A 19,782-nucleotide genomic window follows, 5' to 3' on the forward strand; every position below is an offset into this window, starting at 1 on the left:
TAGAATTACTCACAGCTAAGATTGAAACCTTCAGCGTACAGTTGTACACTGAAATTAATTCCAATAGTGGTAGGAACAGTTATGTCGTTAGAAACGCCTTATTCCCGTAAAGAAGAGAAATTAAACGTAATCAGCCATGCACTCGGTATTATATTTGCCGCGTTTGTTATGTGGGATTTATTTAGCCAAGCCACCAGCACTAAAGCGTATATTAGTACTGCAATTTATGGCAGCAGCCTATTTGTGCTGTTTTTGTCATCCACTTTGTACCATGCCAGTATTCAACCGCGCTTAAGAGCCTTTTATAAAAAGTGCGATCACTGCGCCATATACTTATTAATTGCCGGCACCTACACTCCCTTTTTATTAATCTCATTAACCGGTGCTTGGTCATGGGCAACACTTACATTTATTTGGACTGTTGCACTAGCAGGCGTTGCGTACAAAGTATTTGTAAAAAACGGTAATAAAAAAATATCGCTCGCCACCTACTTGCTCATGGGTTGGTTTGCACTGGCTATTGTATATCCGCTTTATTCAAGTGTTGATGTAAAAGCACTTTACTGGCTACTTGCCGGCGGCATTTTTTATAGTTTAGGTACATTATTTTACAGCGCTAAAAGCACCCAATTTAGCCACGCAATTTGGCACTTATTTGTTATTGCTGGGTGTGTTTGCCATTATATTTCAATTAGTAATTATGTTTATTGAATAAGTTAGAGAGCAAGTTAATTGACCTCTATAGCTGCATATGCTGCAGTGAGCTTGACCCAAAGTGAACTCAATTTTCTAAGCTGCCTGTGCGGCAGTGAACGAAATTGCTAAATTATTACTCGCAGATCCACGTTTCTAAGCTGCCTGTGCGGCAGTGAACTCGCAGCGACTGACGGCACTGACGTTATCTTATTTCTAAGCTGCCTGTGCGGCAGTGAACCCTAGGGCCATTAGTTCGTTTTTAGGTAGGGTTTTCTAAGCTGCCTGTGCGGCAGTGAACTTGTTGTTCGTTCACAGCGGTAAGCGTTGCCATTTCTAAGCTGCCTGTGCGGCAGTGAACAGCCCCTACTTTGGGTAGTCCAAACGGCTTAATTTCTAAGCTGCCTGTGCGGCAGTGAACGACAGCATAGCAAAAAGCCAGTTGAATTTTACTTTCTAAGCTGCCTGTGCGGCAGTGAACTTAAGAAGGCTGAGCATGACGGTTTTTCGACTTTTCTAAGCTGCCTGTGCGGCAGTGAACTTAAGAAGGCTGAGCATGACGGTTTTTCGACTTTTCTAAGCTGCCTGTGCGGCAGTGAACGTTAGTAGCAAATCATTCAGTTCGTCAGGTTATTTCTAAGCTGCCTGTGCGGCAGTGAACCTGCACTTTCACCAGACACATTCATTGATTTGTTTCTAAGCTGCCTGTGCGGCAGTGAACGCGTAAAATTAGCGCGTGAGAGCTACGCAGATTTTCTAAGCTGCCTGTGCGGCAGTGAACGACGTTATCGGTGCGTTTGACCATTCAGATATTTTCTAAGCTGCCTGTGCGGCAGTGAACAGCAACTAGGAGCACTCACCATGCGTTTATCATTTCTAAGCTGCCTGTGCGGCAGTGAACAGATAACCCGATTTTCGCGTATTGCACTGTGTTTTCTAAGCTGCCTGTGCGGCAGTGAACTTTGATGAGTTAGGTAAAAAGGTTCGCATCAATTTCTAAGCTGCCTGTGCGGCAGTGAACACAAAGCGAGTTGCGGAAACAAGGCGTTGACTTTTCTAAGCTGCCTGTGCGGCAGTGAACCTCCAGTTGATTGCGTTGTTTCGTTTCAGTAGTTTCTAAGCTGCCTGTGCGGCAGTGAACATACTAACATCGACTATAAGTGGGGTTAATGATTTCTAAGCTGCCTGTGCGGCAGTGAACGTCTCTTATGAAGTTGGTTTTAATGTCGTAAATTTCTAAGCTGCCTGTGCGGCAGTGAACCCCACAGTAAATTATTATCAACTTGGCGTGGATTTCTAAGCTGCCTGTGCGGCAGTGAACTATCCAATCTTTCGGCAATAACTGGCGCAACTTTTCTAAGCTGCCTGTGCGGCAGTGAACCAAATAACAGCAGATCAACGCAATGAATTGCTTTTCTAAGCTGCCTGTGCGGCAGTGAACTAAGCACTTTTGCACCGAAGCATTCACGCTATTTTCTAAGCTGCCTGTGCGGCAGTGAACGCCTACGCATATTTAGAAGATGAAGCATACGATTTCTAAGCTGCCTGTGCGGCAGTGAACATTTACTGTGGGCTAATTGGCTTGGTATTTATTTTCTAAGCTGCCTGTGCGGCAGTGAACCAACGTTAACTTGCATCTCTGAATCACCACCTTTTCTAAGCTGCCTGTGCGGCAGTGAACCAAGAAAATAAATCCATAAACAACGTTGAAAATTTCTAAGCTGCCTGTGCGGCAGTGAACGTCAGCGCCGCCAGCTTGATAAATCTCGCGCTTTTCTAAGCTGCCTGTGCGGCAGTGAACCTGACAGCGATGATGATGATAGTTCTGCGGTATTTCTAAGCTGCCTGTGCGGCAGTGAACGTTGTCTCGATAATCCAAACAGTTGCTAAACGTTTCTAAGCTGCCTGTGCGGCAGTGAACGTATTTATGAGTTCTTTGGTGATTTATTTGAATTTCTAAGCTGCCTGTGCGGCAGTGAACGAGCGCTGACCCTGTATCAAGCTCAGGATACATTTCTAAGCTGCCTGTGCGGCAGTGAACAAGCCGTAAAAGAAATTCTTCACGACCCTCAATTTCTAAGCTGCCTGTGCGGCAGTGAACCCATCAACAAAAACAATTTGATTTCCGTTGTCTTTCTAAGCTGCCTGTGCGGCAGTGAACCTGACGGTAAACTGTGGAAATACGTCGGGACTTTTCTAAGCTGCCTGTGCGGCAGTGAACTCCCTCAAGTCCATCCAAGTAAACCCTTGCTGTTTCTAAGCTGCCTGTGCGGCAGTGAACAAAAACACAAGAGTTATTAGTCGCATTTTATCTTTCTAAGCTGCCTGTGCGGCAGTGAACTTAATTTCTCGTAAATGTAAAGCTCACCCGCTTTTCTAAGCTGCCTGTGCGGCAGTGAACGTCGGTAGCGCCTGAGTTATCGTATTCCTGAGTTTCTAAGCTGCCTGTGCGGCAGTGAACCTATTGCTGACGCGGTTGTGAATATAGCTAGCTTTCTAAGCTGCCTGTGCGGCAGTGAACAGTCAGGAGCGGCAACACTGTCAAAGGGTATTTTTCTAAGCTGCCTGTGCGGCAGTGAACTGTCGCCACCAACAACGAAAGTATTTCCGATTTTTCTAAGCTGCCTGTGCGGCAGTGAACATCCTAGTGGCCTGTTTCCAGTATTATCCATTTTTCTAAGCTGCCTGTGCGGCAGTGAACGTTATTATTGCCAGTAATAACGGGCAAAAACATTTCTAAGCTGCCTGTGCGGCAGTGAACTATGGCCTCATAGTACCCGTTGTACTCTCGAATTTCTAAGCTGCCTGTGCGGCAGTGAACTATTCTAGCTCTTTTATTTGTTCGGCTACTTTTTTCTAAGCTGCCTGTGCGGCAGTGAATGTGAAGTGCATGTAATTACCTGCCAGCGGAGATTTCTAAGCTGCCTGTGCGGCAGTGAACGCATTTTTATAGCGGTGTAGCGTGGGCTGCTCTTTCTAAGCTGCCTGTGCGGCAGTGAACTTAGAGGGTCAATACTTGGAGCCGGCGGTGCTTTTCTAAGCTGCCTGTGCGGCAGTGAACTATAGGTGATGGGGTTTTGGTTTATTGTGTGTGTTTCTAAGCTGCCTGTGCGGCAGTGAACGAGCCTGAGCAATACGAGTCGGGGGAGTTAGATTTCTAAGCTGCCTGTGCGGCAGTGAACCTAAAGAGCGTTATGCACTTATGCATACTGGTTTTCTAAGCTGCCTGTGCGGCAGTGAACAGCAGCTCACAGAATACCCATGACGCAACCAATTTCTAAGCTGCCTGTGCGGCAGTGAACTTGTATCTAAGACGTTCCCCTTCCACTCGTAATTTCTAAGCTGCCTGTGCGGCAGTGAACGATAGGCTTCACCCGACAACATATTTAAATCATTTCTAAGCTGCCTGTGCGGCAGTGAACAATAGAATATCACGCAAAAAACAAGTTACAACAGGTGATTAAGGTAAAATATGAATTTTTACCTTATTTTTATCGTTTGTTGTAACTTGTTGTTTTAGTTTTTTATTTTTAAAGAACAAAAATAAAGGTTAAAACTGGGGGATACTTGCCAGTTTTTCTTTATGGTTATGATTTACACTCAAACCATAACAATTAAACTTTCCAAATTGTTGCTCAGCAACGTCTACCTTTTTGATAAACAGTGGAAATTTTCTACTGCTAGCTAAATCACGTTGTTTCGTTTCTTGGCTTTCTAACCAAATAAAAGGTGCGTTGTTATTCGCTTTAGGTTTACTTTTTTCAAGCTCGGCTAAACAAATATCAAGCGGTTGTCCAGATTTTTCAGACCAACGCTGCGCTTTGCTGAGCATATCTTTTTCTATACGTGCTTCACCTTTGACTTGCACCCTAACAAAACTCACATGCGTCACCTTTTCTGGTACGGGTTTTATTGATTTTATATGCACGTAATCTTCAAAGCGATTAAGCCACTTAGCTATGTTTAATTCAGTTAGTTGCGACTCTGCATCTGCCAGTAATCTTAATTGATTACCTAACGGAAATACTTGCTCAGCACTTTTTTCAGCATTATAACGAGGGAAACTAACGGCAATAGCCGACTCATTATTTGCTACCTTGTTATCAACCAAGGCGATATGCACTTGTTGGTAAACCTTTTGCCAAATGAAGCCAAGGGTGATGTCGGCTTCTGGCAATAAGGTTATATCGAGATAATATTTCATTTTCTTTGTTCCTATATGAAATAAAGGCTATTTGTCGCTTTCCCCAAACACACCGCCACGCACTAAAATAGCCATAACATAGTGCTCATCTTCCACTCGTTCTAACTCTGTGCCGCGTGCCCATTTATCAAAAAAGGTGTAGAAGTCTTGTTTATCTTTAGGGGTTCTGTACGCTTTTCCTAAATTGGTCACTGCGCCATAAGGTTCTATAGCGATAGGGCCTGCTGTTTTTTCTTCATCGTCAAACTCTGGATACCACGTATCAATACTACGTAGCGCATTACCTAACTTTTGAGAATGCATAGCGGCAATGTCGTGCACTGAATAAAGAATTTTGCTTTTTTTACCTTTTCCTTTATCAAGCACTAACTCCTCACTTGGGTAGACTTCTTGTGCTTTACCTACTTGTACAAAGCAATTGACTTCCAACATTAGAAAATCGTCTTCGCTTGATAGTGCAGCTGCGATACGTTCGCCTAGTTCAATAACTTGCTTATCATCATGATTAAAGTGGCGCGTACTAAATTGTGTTGCATCAAATACCCATGACTGTTTGCTGTTTTTATTTAAGGCGTTTACTTGTACTTCTATATTTTCAGCGCCAACACGGTTACGCCATAAAAAGCGCGCATTAGCTAAGTTAAGTGCATAACGTTTACCGAGTTCTTTAAAGCTTTCTTTTTCAATGTAGGTATTTACCGCTTTAGTGTAACTTTCTTTAAATAGTGCATTGTTACAAGCAGAAGGGGTTTGCACGCCACCCAATACTTTTAGGGTGAAATGCAGCTTTAACGTGTCTTGCTCGGGTGCAAGTGCACAGCTGTCAACGGTTTGTAAATTCGCTTTTTCTACTTCCGCATTTAACTTTACAGGATCACTTTTAATTGCTGCTTTTAAGCGGTTTGAAATAGTACCGCGCACTGACTTTTCAATAAGTTTTAACGAAACTTGGTTGCTTTTGTTATTACGTTCTTCCCATTGTGTGCCATACATATAACCGTCTGACGGTACTAATTTCTTTTCAAATGCCAATACTGATGCGGTGTCTTGATTCTTAGCCATGATAATTTTCCTTTTAATAAATTAAGTTATGCGTAATAAGCGTTTTCAATTTCTTCTTCGGTTTGAACAATTTTTTGATTTTGAGTACAAAGATATAAGTTATTGCTTTGATCTGTTTGATAGCGCCACAAGATTTCGTCGATTGATTTAATTTTATGAGGCATTTTAAATTCACCTAGCGTCACCACACTTTCAGCAAAGCGATGCGGTGTGTTTGGATCTCGTTGATTTTTGGCTTCACCTAATTCTGTTAAACCGTGAAAACCTGTTGCTATGGGTACAATCCAACCTTTATTTTTTCGCTTGCTCGTCCATTTAAAAATTTCATCACTTTCAGGTAACGATTCATCACATTTATGATGAATAACGAGATTATCTAACAGCGCATCCATTGCGTCTTGCCCTGATCTCATTGCGTCAATCATTAAGTCTCGACGCTCAATTAATGCATAACCGGGCATAAGTTTTCGTGTTAACGCGCTAAGATCTGTAGTATTACCATTTTCAACCTTGAAAAACTGCGGCGCTTTAAACGTTAAAATATCACCGCCAGCCATTTTCATGTTGCTGTTCAGCAAATGCGTAATTTTTTCTTGTATGACGGCTTCATCATCTTTTTCAATACCGATGTACTCAATCACTAATGACACAGTTAAATGACAACGTGCTTCTTCGATAAAAGCACTTCTTGCCCCTGTTTTATCTAACGGGTTACCTGTACCAATAATTGAATGCACAAAATCATCAATACCTTTATGGGTTTGTAAGTCACATTGATGGTTAACCACAGCAACGCTATTAAATTTAATATCACTATAACCTTGCGCATTTAACTTTCGTTGCAGTGCGTGTACCGCGCCAAGCCATGCCGTCATCGCAGGAAAGCCAATAGTAAACGGACTAGAAAGTGCATTAGCGTTATGTACTTTTATATGGGGTAATAGTAATAATCGTTTTAACTGGTTCATTTTAAAAACTCCTTATTACGTTCAATCACTTCGGCAAAGTGTAAACGTTCGGCTTCACCTAATTTGATTGCTTTTTTGTCTAATACCTTTTCATAACTACGCGTTAACCATGCAGATATTTCAGTGATGAGTGAATTTAGCCATTGCTCTGATTTTTCTCTTTCATCAGCAAAGTCATCATGTAACCAAGTACGTTGAGTACTTGATAGTGAAAAAGTGTCTGCGTGGTATTGCGTTTGTGAAACCGCACGGACCGCCCACATTTTCTCAATCAGTAAATCTATGATTTGTTGAAGGTTACGATCTCTTGCATCGCGAAGTTTGATGTTGTTGTAGTCAGCCTGAAATAATTTATGCAGTGCTTTGAAATTGGCAGCATATTCATATTTTTTAAATGACTCGGTAAAAAAATCACTTTTAGGAAAGTTAACATTTCGCTTTTCAATACTCGGCGGTAATGACGATAAAAGATGCGCTTTACCGCCATTTTGATTATTTAACACGCTGATATTTTGTGGTTTTGTACCGCCATAACCTATGGTGGTTAAGCCATATATTTCACTATAACCTTGCTCGCTAAATTCGTTTTTACGCTTTTTATCTCGAAGTGCTTTAACTTCTTCTGAAAAACGTAATTTATCTAATCGAGAACGCAATTGATAAACCATGCCCGAATTAGTTAGCAGTGATAGTTGGTGATAATCATCGTCAACGGGGAAATACACTTGTTTTATTTTAGAACTAGTAATGTTTTCCGTTCCGCTTTCAACCATTGCTAAAAAACCACTCCTCAGCTCTTGATAATTAGCAGATTTAATCGCTAATAATGTTTGTGCTAAGTCTGTTTCTTGTTGAATGTGTGTTAATAAATTTTCACCATCTTGCATGGTTAAAGTTAAGAATTTATAAACATCTAATGCGGCAGCATTACCTAATGCGTCAGTAGCAACAACCACATTACCCGTTTTTAAGTAACCATCTTCAATTCTGTCTATTTCAGCTAAAACAGAGGAAACATAACCATTTTTATTTTTTCTAGCACTAGGGTGGCTAAAGGTGCAAGGGTGAGTAGACATAGATATTTGTCCTGCCCTTTTCGCTGCATTAGGCAACCATTCATTTAATGAAAATTGTTGCTCGCATAATTGCTCTAGTTCTTGTAGCTCATGCTCTTGCAAAGCTGCTTTGGTATTCTTTTTTAACCATGCTTCTTTTCGTTCAGAAAAGTAATTCTGTATTGCAGGATCTAACATTATTAACCTCCTTTTTTGTTCACTTTAACTAACCCAAACTGGTCGTTATATTCATACTGTGCATTTTCACGCTCTGCCATATTTATTTCTCCGTAGCGCAATGACACCCATTTTCGCGTTGTTAAGCTCGATTCACCGATGTAATTTGCTAATAACTGTTGGTAGTTGCGCTCAAACCATAAGTTTTGTTTCTGTTTATCTGTTAATTCTACCTGCTTAATATTGTGTATATTTTCTCGATTAATGGCCTGATAGTTCATATCTAACAAAGGCTTACCTGCATCATCTTTTTCAGTGAAATAACAGGCATCTTCATTCTCGTTATAAAAGAGGAATAAATTAATGCTCGCTTCACTTTTTCTAAAAGGGGTTAATACTTGTGGTAAAGCTGTTAAGTACCATGTTTCGGTTAAATACCCCTGTAAAGTGTTTGCGCCAAATGCAGAAAAGTTTGTGAGTTGTTGCGCGGTTACTTGATGTTCCATAAACGCTAATAACTGCTTATCTGCTTGAATAGGTACTTTTATCCTAGGAATGGCATTTAAACTTTTGTTAATACGTGCTTCATTGACTAATTTATTAAGGTTGTGGCTGTGTAGTGTTTGAGCCCAACCATCTTCATAACCCGGTTTAATGAAATACTTACCATCTTGCTTATCATTAGCTTTAAATGCCTTGAGGTTATATTGCATTACACCAATATTGGCTGATGCTACTTCTTCAGATCTATGTCGTCGTACACGCCCAGCCAGTTGTACAATGGAGCGATAAGATGAGGGTTCGATAATTGCCCAGTCAAAATCATGATCTCGTCCGACTTCTTCAACAGGCGTCGCCATTAAAATAAACAGTACATTGTTAATACGGCTATTATTTTTAGCGCATGATTTTTTTGCACATAAGTCGAGATGGTTGCGGATCACAGGGTTGGAAAATGCTTGTTGAGGCTCTCCTGCTTTTTCTTTTCGTTTTAACACCTCATCAAGGTGTTTTTCTTGTTCATGACGCAGTAGCAAAACTTGTTGGCTGTGATATGCCATTACTTTTACTTGGGTATCTTGTGGGTAGTCGGCTTGTAGTAAATATTTGGTTAAATCAACACAGGGCGAAATATTAGCGACGCGAATAACGCCAAATGAAACCTTGATTGCTGTTTTGCTATCAATGCTATGTTGTTGTTGATGCTTGGTTAAAGTAGCTTGTTTTACTACTGAAAAATAATGAGATTGTTTACTTTCTTCACATCCATTTTCAGGTGTTGTTGCTTCTATCGATATTAGTGGGCAAGGCAGAATGTCAGCTTTACGTTTGGCTACTTGCTTATTTAGACTGTTAATACGTTTATCGATAAAGTTATTGTGATTAGCCTGATATTTTTCAAGCGCGCTATTAGCTTGTGTTACGTTGCTTTGTACTACTTTGCTTTGTGTAACGTTAACGCTATGCACGTGTGTGGTAAATTCATCTATCCATGCGCAGCCTATTTCAGCTTTTGCTTGGTCTCGACTTTGAGTAAAAATTTGCCAACCTTTTTTGTAGGCATTGAAGTAACCTAATGCTAAATCGGGTGGAATAGTTGCCGATGAAATCATGACTTTTCTACCTAGCATGCCTGCTAAATGAATAAGTCTGCCAATGGCGATTAAATCATCACCGGTAAAGTCGTCTATTTCATCAATCACTAAATCTGACGACATTAACCGCAAACTCGGTAAAATATAACGTCCGCCACGCTTTGTTTCTGTTGCCGCCATTAAGTGATCAATGGTGCACGCGAGTACTGGCGCGTATAAAAACTGTTTATCTCTAGTGCACGTTAGTACAGTACTTAGCCCTTCTTCAGGTATTTCGCAGTCATAATCAATAAACTCCTCTAACAAGGCCTCTTGTGATTCAGAGCCTAACACCTCATCTGTTATTTCATCTTGTTTAATTTCTCGTTGGTTGTGCAGTTCAGCAACCGCCCTTGAGCCTATTAATACCGCAAGATCTGCATTGGTTAAGCCTATTCGGTCACGATATTCATCACCTGTTTGCAACGTTAATGTACGTAACCCCAGCGCAAGAATATAACGCAGACTTTTGCCGTCAGCCGATAACGCACGCATAACCTTAGCGTTGGCAAAGGTTTTACCACAACCAGTACTTGCCATGTTCACCGCGAAAAAACCTGTTACTTTTTTGTTTTGCTGTGTTTTCCAGTCATTAATTTTGGTTACGGCTTTATCTTGCCATTTATATTTAGGGTCTGAACTTACCCGCCTTAATGCTTGAATGTCAGTTGCCACGGGGGGCTCTTTTTCAAATGCTGGTAATAAATGTGCGGTGTCTAAGGCATTTTTTGCCACGCCTACCAAGTGCTCATCAAGCTTTTGCTTTAGTTCGCTGGTATCTCGATCGGTATTAGCGAATAGCCCTGTGCTATTTTTCCAGTTTTTTGCAGCATCTTGTGATGAATAAAAGTGATCACCTAGCATTAAACACAAACGCGCATGGTGCAATACCAAACGGTAACTTCCGTCTTTCATCGCTGATTCAAGCAAAGGTAAATTATTGAGTAGGCTAGTAGCCCAACGTTTTATTTTTTGAGTCCACTGTATTGATTCAGATAACAAACCATTGGGAAATTCAAAACAATGCTTTACCCGTTTGTTGTATTCTGTTTCATCTATCTTGTTTTCATAGCCCCATTCTTGCGTTATACGTTTGAGCATAGCGGATATATCAGGTGCTTTTTCATCACGCCAATCACTTTTTATGTAAGGTAAACGATGATGAGAGACTATTAACCAAGCCAACAATTTAGCACCACTGGGAAGCTTATCTAATGGTGTTGAATTTTGTGTTTTAATCGTTGTTTTTAACTGTGATTCAGTAAAACCGTTTTGCGCTAATTCGGTTAACCATGTTTCATCACTTTTACTATTCACTAAAGCATTAAGTAATAAAACAGAAATCCATTCATGCCTTAACGGATCACCTTTGAATTTATTTTTACTATTAGGACTTAACTTCTCTTGAAATAAACGAGACGCTTTTCCCCAGTCATGGAGTAACGCTGATAGCGCTGAGAGTGATTTAATTAACGGTAGATATTTCCAATCATTTTCTATTTCACTGTTTAACAAGTTTTTTCTCGTACTATTTACAGGCACTATGCCCTGTTCATTAAATTTATGTTTATTACCCACCACCCAAATAAACTGACTACGCGATCGGCTTCGTATCCAATGACAACTGACTGCTGTACTTTTGCTTGCGGTTTGCTTGAGCATTTTTTTAACGGTTAATAAACCGTCTTCAGTGATTAAGGTTTGCCAGGTGTTATCACCAATACGATTGGCGAAAGCGTCGAGTACACGGCGTGTTTTTTTGAGCGCGTTTTTTTCGCACTGTGATACAAACGTGACCATCATAAATTGTGTTCCTCTATGTGGTTTTGTGAGTAATTTTGCAGTGCAATTGCTTTAATCGTATCAAACATGTAGTCGAGTGCTTTGTGATCTGTAAAGGCTTGTAATACTTGTTGGCGAAACTCTTGCTCTGTGGCGTTTTCTTTGGCGCATATAAATGCCCAAGGTAGAACAATGGCATCTTTTATTAAATCTGCTACATCAAACACTAAGGCGCCGCGTCTGGTTTTTCCATGCATTACAGCAAAACCATGAGGAATGCCTAACACCCATAAACAGCTTGCCGCTAATCCGTAGGCAAGGTAGTTACCATGATTTAAAAAGTCGTTTGCTTTGTCGGTGCTTTGGTGCTGGCGTTTAAATGCTGCGGTGCTGGTATTATTAGCGGCGTATTTATAAAGTACTTTGGTTAATTGCGCTTCAGTAAGGAGTAACTCTGATTGTTTAGTTGCTGCACTAGTGCGTGCTTCAAACGTACTTAATGCTTTTTGCATTTTTTCACTATTGAAGTCAAACCCTTCGTTTTTTAAGTCGCGGTCTTTGTTCCAAACTTTTTGTAAGTAACTAATGCGGGCTTGTTGCATTGTTTTCGCGGCTAATAGTCGTTTTTCGTCTTCAAACCAAAACTGTAGCCAGCCATGCAAATATTCGGTTGGTCTATATTCGCTTTGTGGTGTAAACCACTCGACCTCGCACGCCATATGTAAAGGAGTGCCTCCGCCACCGGTAAAACCAACAAGCACGCCTGCTTGGGCTAGCATTCTCATTGCTGCTTGCGTTATTGATGTTCCATTTCCTAGTAATAGTACGGTGGTATTAGCAATAGGTACGTTAAAGTATTGGTTTTCGTTTTTAGCTTCGGTAAGGTACAAAACACGCCCATCTTTTTGCATAACACGGCAGTATTCTAGGTAATACATATTGGCGCGTTTTGAGTGTAAAATTGTCTTTAAGTCGCTTGGGCTAAAATCGTCCATTACTTTCATCCTTTATTGTCATTCCCTTTAAATTACTGGCTGCTTAGCTTTTGAGCAACACTGTACGTTTATCACCTGTCGTAATTTTAGGCATATTTTTAGTTTATTATTATTTACGTTGCTCGTTAAATACTATGGCATGTAAGGCTGTAAGTTAGCTAAGCAATTGGGGCTGAGTATAATTTGTTGCGCTTCGGGGTTTGCTTGGTAACTGTCTACACGTAGTTGTTTTAATAGATAAAGTAATAAAGCGGCGCGTATTTTTATATTGCGTGTGTAATGGCCATTTGATTGCTGATTCATTTGGTGATCGAGTGCTATTATTCTTGCTTTATTAGCGGTTAATCGAGGGTCGGGCTCTATGCTAACGGTAAGTTGGGTTTGCCATAATGTGTCGTGTTGTTGGTCGTACTCTGCGGGTCCTTCTATTTCACACTCGCCATTAAAACGAGTAAGAACAAAGTCTCTAAAATCTCGATTTTTTTCACAATACGCACGTACATGCCAACGGGTACCATCAAAAACTAAATTATGCGGACTAATAATACGTGATTCGAACTCAGGACTTGATACAGAAGCATAACCTACATCAATTCGTTGCTTATGTTTTAGTGCGTGTAATATACCACTCACCCTTTGAGGGTTTACTGGCACTAGGGGGGATTGCATTGCAGTAAAGTGATTATAGTATTCACTTTGAATACCTTGCTGGGTAAAACTTAAATAAGTACCAAGATCGTGTTCACCATACTCTGGTATAAAGTATTTTGTCGCTTGATATCCTTTTTTTGAGTTGTTGTAAATCAAAAAATCAGGATGCTGTTTTAGGTAATTTTGTATATATTTAGATGCACTTGAACGGCTTATATTAAAATGTTGTTGTATGTGCTTTGTAGTTAAGCGATTTTCCCAAAATACAATAAGTTCTATAAAATGAAAACGCTTAATTAAATCGTAATTTGAATGTGTTATCACGCTGTTCCTTAGCTGTTTTTTCCTTTTTACAAAGTATCAAATTAGGTAAAAATAACAATAAAAATTTACTCTTTGTTATCTGCATCGATATAGATGAAAGCCGTTAGTAGTTCACGAAAGCTTTACTCCCACCGGCACTGCCGCATATTCACTTTGTCGTTATTAAACAATACGCCTTCTGATAATAACTTTTCGCGTTGTTCTTGGTATTTTTCGCTGCCCGCTGGGAATGATATTTTACCTTGGCTGTTTACCACGCGATGCCAAGGTATAACTGAGTCGTTTGGCATCACTTTTAATAAGCGCCCAACCAATCGTGAGTTTTGAGGATAGCCAGCAAGGCCTGCAACTTGCCCGTAGCTTGCTACTTTACCCACTGGTATGCCTGCGATAACAGTATAAATAAGAGTTTCTTTATCAATATCTGCGTTCATTTAAATACGCCTCACTAAGTACTTTAAATTGCTCCCAAATAGTGCGCGCTACAGGGCCGTGATGCACTGCATGTTGTCTAAAGGCTCTAATTTGTGCACTAAACTTATGCTCTCGGTCAGTTATGTGTATTTCTTGAAGTAAGCCTGCTTTTATTTCAGGAGCACAGTGTTCTAGGCTCATCATTGCCCAACCTGCGCCTGAGAGTAAAAACGATTTTAAGGTCGATACATCATCAATTTTCATCATGGCGGAGCCTTTTGAGTACGATAATCTGTCGCTGTCGATACTCAAGTCACTTTCAAACATGGCTAAACACGGATACGTTTGCAGTTCGCTATAGGTGAGTTTTTGAGGGAGTACGCCTTTAGCGCTCACAATGCCAATATCGAGCCTGCCTATGGGTACGCTTTCTAAATCACCTGTAGCATGAAATAAATCAAACCACGGGCCAATGCCTAATTCGGCTTGCCCACTGTTTACTTGCTCTAATGAGATAAAGCGTTTTCCGCTTGTTAAGCTAAATTCTGTGCTTGTAAACAACCTAAAAGTATTACTTATGATCTCGTTGTAACTTTGCATATGGCAAAGTTGTTCGTAACAAATTCTAAATTGGGGCTCATTGCCCAATGCTAATTCTTTAGCGAGTTGTGCCAGCTCATCGTTGGCATGCAAAAGTTGCTTCGCTTCGCGGTGAAAAATACGCCCTTTTTCAGTAAGCTGTAATCGGTACTTACTTCTGTCTAGTAACTCAAACCCTATTTTTTCTTCTAGATTTTTAATCGCGAGTGTAAGCGCTGGTTGCGTTTTATGTAGCTTTAGTGCTGCCCCGCTTAAGCTCGCGCTTTGCACTATGGCATCTAAAATTATTAATTGATTCAGCTTCATATAGCACTCTGTAACATTATAAGTAAAACTTATTGAGTTTCTAAAATTTAATGATTTTTATTTTATATGTTTGCAGCGTATGCTGCACTTAATTATTTTGCCATCATTGCAACGGAGAAGACATGAAACTCTTTCGTCTATGTTTATTAACTACGACACTACTAAGCTTACTTGCCTGTTCTGAACCAGAACAACAAGTTAAAGAAGAGCCCATTCGCCCAGTTAAATTATTCAACATAGGTCATGATTCTCAAACTAACATTCGTAGTTTTCCTGCTGAGGTGGTTGCAAACCAAGGCTCTTACCTTGCTTTTAGAGTAAATGGCGAACTTATTAAGTTTCCTGTGCTTGCTGGTGAACACGTTGAAAAAGGTGATTTATTAGCAAAACTAGACCCTGAAGATTTTCAGTTACAGTTTGACGAGCGCAAAGCGCGCTTTGAATTGGCAAAATCACAACTTGGCCGTATTGAGCAATTATTTGAGAAAAAAATCACCAGCCAATCAGAATTAGATCAAGCCACTGCTAATATGCAAATTGCTGAATCTGCATTTAGAATTGCACAAACGAACCTTGAGTACAGCGAGCTACGCGCACCATTTTCAGGCACTGTTGCTAAGGTATTTGTTAAAAACTTTGAAAACATTCAAGCCAAGCAAAATATTTTACGCTTAGAAACACGCGATTTAATGGACGTAGAAATCCAGGTTCCTGAAAAAATAGTCGCTCGCTTTAAAAAAGGCACCGATTACCACCCAACTGTAAAGTTTGATGGCTTTGACGATAAACAGTACACACTTGATATTAAAGAGTGGGATACCCAAGCTGATCCTGCAACGCTTACCTATAAAGTTGTATTTTCGCTACCAGTACCTAAGGACTTTAATTTACTAGCAGGCATGACGGGGAGCGTGCTTATTGATTTAAGTAAAGTTACGCGCTCGCAAGTTGCTTATACAATCTTACCTATCGAGTCGGTGTTTTCTGAGCCGCAAGAATCAATTGAAGATAACGCCTACGTATGGCTTTTTGATTCAAATACTGGCCAGGTTCATAAACAAGCTGTAAAAATTGGCCAATTGCATCGTGATGGAATTGAAGTGTTAAGTGGCATTGAAGAAGGTCAAATTGTGGTTTCTGCCGGTGTGCATTCACTAAAAGAAGGCATGAAAGTAAGAGCATGGAATAAAGAGCGAGGCTTATAATTATGAGCTTTGCACAACTCTCCATAGAGAAAAAAGTAATCAGCTGGATGTTTACGCTGCTGTTATTAATTGGCGGTAGTGTATCGTACTTTGATTTAGGACAACTAGAAGACCCTGAGTTTACCCTTAAAAAAGCCATGGTTATTACCATGTACCCTGGTGCTTCGCCGCAGCAAGTTGAAGAAGAAGTTACTTTTCCAATTGAAAACGCGATTCAGCAATTGCCTTATGTTGACTACGTTACGTCTATTTCGTCTAACGGTAAGTCGCAGATTTCGGTAGAGATGAAAAGCAATTATCGAAAAGAGCAGCTTCGCCAAATTTGGGATGAGATGCGTCGTAAAATTAACGACCTTTCTCCGTCATTACCCAGTGGTGTTTACCCTAGCACTATTTTGGACGACTTTGCCGATGTTTACGGTGTTATGTATTCGGTAACCGGTGATGGTTATTCGTATGATGAGCTTAAAGATTACGTCGATTTTTTAAAGCGCGAACTAGTCCTTGTTAAAGGTGTTAGTAAAGTAACGGTTGCAGGGCAACAACAAGCTCAAGTAATGGTTGAAGTATCTACCCGTAAACTTGCTCAATTAGGTATTGCACCAAGCCATATTTTTGCATTATTACAATCACAAAATACGGTTTCTAACGCGGGTAAAATTCGCGTGGGCGATGAATCAATTCGATTGCACCCTACCGGCGAATTTAAAGATGTAAAAGAGCTCGAAACACTATTAATTTCAAAACCGGGTGCCAATGAGCTTATTTATTTAGGCGACGTAGCAAAGGTTTACAGAGAGTACGCAGAAGTACCTAACAATATTATTCGTTATAATTCTCAGCAAGCTTTGCTTATTGGCGTGTCGTTTATGTCGGGTGTTAACGTGGTTGATGTGGGTAAACACATTGACGATCACTTAGCCTCACTTGAGTATCAACGCCCTCATGGTATTCACATAAATTCGGTATACAACCAACCACAAGAGGTTCAAAAATCGGTTGATGGTTTTATTATCAGCTTACTTGAAGCCATCGCGATTGTTATTGTAGTACTGCTCTTATTTATGGGATTAAAAAGCGGTATTTTAATTGGTGGTATTTTACTGCTTACCGTACTGGGTACGTTTATATTTATGAAGTTGTTTGCTATCGACTTGCAACGCATATCGCTTGGGGCACTTATTATTGCTCTTGGTATGCTGGTTGATAACGCAATAGTCGTCACTGAAGGGATACTAATAAACCTCAAACGTGGCCAAACAAAACTCAAAGCGGCTATTAATATTGTTGAGCAAACAAAATGGCCATTACTAGGGGCAACAGTCATTGCGGTTACTGCGTTTGCGCCAATTGGCTTAAGCTCTGATGCCAGCGGTGAATTTGCCGGTAGCTTGTTTTGGGTGTTGTTTATTTCGCTTTTATTAAGCTGGATCACAGCGATTACCTTAACGCCATTTTTTGCTAATTTAATGTTCAAAGAAAACGAATTTAAAAACGAAGAAGGCCAAGAAGATGAAGACCCATACAAAGGGTTTATTTTTAATGGTTATAAAGCGATTTTAGATTTAGCACTGCACTTTAGAAAAACCACACTGATATTAATGATTGCTTTACTGTGTACTGCGGTTGTTGGTTTTGGCTCTGTAAAACAGTCGTTCTTCCCTGCATCTAATACACCTATGTTTTATGTCGATTACTGGCAAGAACAAGGATCTGATATTCGCTCAACTATTGAGGGCGTTAAAAAACTTGAAGAATTTTTACAAAAAGAAGACCTTGTTGAAGAAGTAACAAGCACAACAGGGCAAGGTGCACCGCGCTTTATGCTTACCTACGCACCAGAAAAATCATACCCGGCGTATGGGCAATTGATTATTCGTGTTGCCGACAGAGAAGCCGTAGCAACTGTAATGCAAACAGTGCGCGATTATTCAGACAATCATGCGCTTTCTGCACAGCTTAAAATTAAACCGATGGAAATTGGCCCCTCTACTGATGCAAAAATAGAAGCACGTTTTTCGGGCCCAGACCCTGTTGTTTTAAGACAACTCGCCGCTACAGCCGAAGAATTGATTGGTAGCGACGATGGCGCGTATAATATTCGTGATGACTGGCGCGCACGTACCAAAATGATTCGCCCACAATTTAACGAGCAAAAAGCACGTCGATTAGGTATTAGTAAATCAGACCTAGATAATGTATTACTAACAAGCCTTTCAGGTAAACAAGTGGGTGTATATCGCGATGGTACGCAATTGCTGCCCATTATTGCTCGCTCTCCTGCTAACGAGCGCTTAAACGTAGAAAGCGTACACGACCTTCAAATATACAGCCCAGTATTGGGTGTATTTGTACCAGTGACTCAAGTTGTAGACGAATTTGATGTGCAGTGGGAAGACAGCCTAATAATGCGCCGCGATCGCAAACGTACTATTACAGTAATGGCCGATAATAATGTATTAGGGGATGAAACACCTGCAAAACTATTTGCCCGTATTCGCGGTCCGATAGAGAACATGGAACTACCGCGTGGTTACCAACTAGAATGGGGCGGCGAGTTTGAGTCATCAAGCAAGGCGCAAAAAGCAATATTTGGCTCATTACCGCTGGGTTATTTAGCGATGTTTGCAGTCACGGTATTACTTTTTAACTCACTTAAACAGCCACTTGTCATTTGGGCAACTGTGCCGTTGGCTATTATTGGTGTAAGCGCGGGCTTGTTAGCGATGAATGCTCCGTTTAGCTTTATGGGGCTACTTGGTTTGTTAAGCTTAAGCGGTATGCTAATTAAAAACGGTATTGTATTAGTTGATCAAATAAATCTTGAATTAAGGGAAGGTAAATCGCCCTATGAAGCCGTGTTTGACTCTGGTGTGAGCCGTGTACGACCGGTTGCAATGGCAGCTATAACCACTATTTTGGGTATGATCCCGCTGTTATTTGACGTGTTTTTTCAGTCAATGGCGGTAACAATAATGTTTGGTTTGGGCTTTGCTACCATACTAACCCTCATTGTAGTGCCAGTACTTTACACGGTTATATTTAGAATTGATTACGAACCGCGTAAATAATTAAACATATAATTGGTTAACATTAAAAAATGCCACTGGCTCAAGGTCAGTGGCATTTTTATTTAATACCGATGAAAAAAGAAAGGCTACATATTTAGTTGTTAAAAAACTAACCGCAACACTTTTTATATTTTTTGCCGCTACCACATACACAAGGTGCGTTACGCTCTGGTACTTTATCAAATACTTGTGGTGTTGACTTGCTAAGCGCAAAGTCTAGTTCGCGAATATCTTCTGGTACTTCAGCTTTAACTTCAATTGAAGCAAACAGCGAATGCTCTTCTAGTATTGCTTCTATTTCTGATTGTCGTTCAGCTGAGTTTACAATTAGCGTTAACGGGTGTAACTCTGTGCCGACCTTTGCGGTACGATTTGGCGCAAATCCATTACTGTTATTTTTACCCATTATGTCGGGCTTACCCATAAAGAAAAATTTTGACATGTTACTTCTATAACCTTTCTACATTATTAAGACGGCGCATCTTAACAGCTTACCCAAAATATAACTAAGGTGTACTTGCAGGGCAAGATCACGAACTTTACCTTGACTTAAAAGTATGATCTTATACTCCTTTTTTAAGGAGCATTCTCATGCTTGATATTCAGCTATTTAAATATTTCGAATCAATCGATGATCCTCG

The 19,782-nt window shown here is 40.4% G+C and carries 13 protein-coding genes and 1 CRISPR repeat array; of the genes, 3 read left to right on the forward strand and 10 right to left on the reverse strand.

The features are described 5' to 3' along the window. Positions 1–81 precede the first annotated feature (81 nt). The gene (gene trhA / locus I6F40_RS11560; protein WP_166376592.1) at positions 82–711 is read left to right on the forward strand and encodes a PAQR family membrane homeostasis protein TrhA; all 630 of its coding nucleotides are present in this window, start codon (positions 82–84) and stop codon (positions 709–711) included. 75 nt (positions 712–786) lie between these two features. After that, positions 787–4,115: direct repeats of the CRISPR family, unit length 28 nt; unit sequence TTTCTAAGCTGCCTGTGCGGCAGTGAAC. Between the two features lie 128 nt (positions 4,116–4,243). Here the strand turns inward: trhA and cas6f are convergent. The 9 genes from cas6f to I6F40_RS11605 form a co-directional block, all read right to left on the reverse strand. Beyond that, positions 4,244–4,897, reverse strand: coding sequence for a type I-F CRISPR-associated endoribonuclease Cas6/Csy4 (gene cas6f, locus I6F40_RS11565; protein ID WP_166376591.1), 654 nt, complete (start codon positions 4,895–4,897; stop codon positions 4,244–4,246). A 27-nt stretch (positions 4,898–4,924) separates the two neighbouring features. Further along, on the reverse strand, positions 4,925–5,959 hold the full coding sequence (gene csy3 / locus I6F40_RS11570) for a type I-F CRISPR-associated protein Csy3 (protein ID WP_166376590.1): 1,035 nt from the start codon (positions 5,957–5,959) through the stop codon (positions 4,925–4,927). A gap of 26 nt (positions 5,960–5,985) precedes the next feature. Further along, a complete protein-coding gene (gene csy2 / locus I6F40_RS11575; RefSeq protein ID WP_166376589.1) occupies positions 5,986–6,927 on the reverse strand; it encodes a type I-F CRISPR-associated protein Csy2 in 942 nt (313 codons plus the stop codon). Next, entirely contained in the window at positions 6,924–8,180 is a 1,257-nt protein-coding gene (gene csy1, locus I6F40_RS11580; RefSeq protein WP_197192955.1) for a type I-F CRISPR-associated protein Csy1, read from the reverse strand. Before csy1 ends, csy2 begins: the two co-directional genes overlap by 4 nt. Positions 8,181–8,182: 2 nt before the next feature. After that, positions 8,183–11,596 (reverse strand): type I-F CRISPR-associated helicase Cas3f, encoded by a 3,414-nt coding sequence (gene cas3f / locus I6F40_RS11585; RefSeq protein ID WP_197192956.1) that lies wholly within the window; start codon positions 11,594–11,596, stop codon positions 8,183–8,185. Continuing rightward, positions 11,593–12,570, reverse strand: coding sequence for a type I-F CRISPR-associated endonuclease Cas1f (gene cas1f, locus I6F40_RS11590; RefSeq protein WP_197192957.1), 978 nt, complete (start codon positions 12,568–12,570; stop codon positions 11,593–11,595). The genes cas3f and cas1f overlap by 4 nt, the downstream gene beginning before the upstream one ends. Before the next feature lie 132 nt (positions 12,571–12,702). After that, positions 12,703–13,545 carry a WYL domain-containing protein gene (locus tag I6F40_RS19850; protein WP_166376585.1) on the reverse strand — a complete coding sequence of 281 codons (843 nt, stop codon included), beginning with the start codon at positions 13,543–13,545 and terminating at the stop codon, positions 12,703–12,705. Positions 13,546–13,667: 122 nt separating this feature from the next. Further along, positions 13,668–13,979 (reverse strand): MGMT family protein, encoded by a 312-nt coding sequence (locus I6F40_RS11600; RefSeq protein WP_166376584.1) that lies wholly within the window; start codon positions 13,977–13,979, stop codon positions 13,668–13,670. Continuing rightward, a complete protein-coding gene (locus I6F40_RS11605) occupies positions 13,963–14,865 on the reverse strand; it encodes a LysR family transcriptional regulator (RefSeq protein ID WP_166376583.1) in 903 nt (300 codons plus the stop codon). Before I6F40_RS11605 ends, I6F40_RS11600 begins: the two co-directional genes overlap by 17 nt. A gap of 122 nt (positions 14,866–14,987) precedes the next feature. Here I6F40_RS11605 and I6F40_RS11610 point away from each other — a divergent pair, with 122 nt between their 5' ends. Both I6F40_RS11610 and I6F40_RS11615 read left to right on the forward strand, forming a co-directional pair. After that, complete coding sequence (locus tag I6F40_RS11610) at positions 14,988–16,070, forward strand: efflux RND transporter periplasmic adaptor subunit (protein WP_197192958.1); 1,083 nt, start codon at positions 14,988–14,990, stop codon at positions 16,068–16,070. Positions 16,071–16,072: 2 nt separating this feature from the next. Beyond that, on the forward strand, positions 16,073–19,141 hold the full coding sequence (locus I6F40_RS11615; RefSeq protein ID WP_166376581.1) for an efflux RND transporter permease subunit: 3,069 nt from the start codon (positions 16,073–16,075) through the stop codon (positions 19,139–19,141). Between the two features lie 109 nt (positions 19,142–19,250). On the opposite strand, the gene I6F40_RS11620 is transcribed toward I6F40_RS11615, so the two are convergent. Next, complete coding sequence (locus I6F40_RS11620) at positions 19,251–19,583, reverse strand: PBPRA1643 family SWIM/SEC-C metal-binding motif protein (RefSeq protein WP_024592175.1); 333 nt, start codon at positions 19,581–19,583, stop codon at positions 19,251–19,253. Positions 19,584–19,782: the final 199 nt, after the last annotated feature.

Source organism: Pseudoalteromonas sp. SWXJ133 (assembly GCF_015864365.1).
In the GTDB taxonomy this organism is placed as follows: domain Bacteria; phylum Pseudomonadota; class Gammaproteobacteria; order Enterobacterales; family Alteromonadaceae; genus Pseudoalteromonas; species Pseudoalteromonas arctica.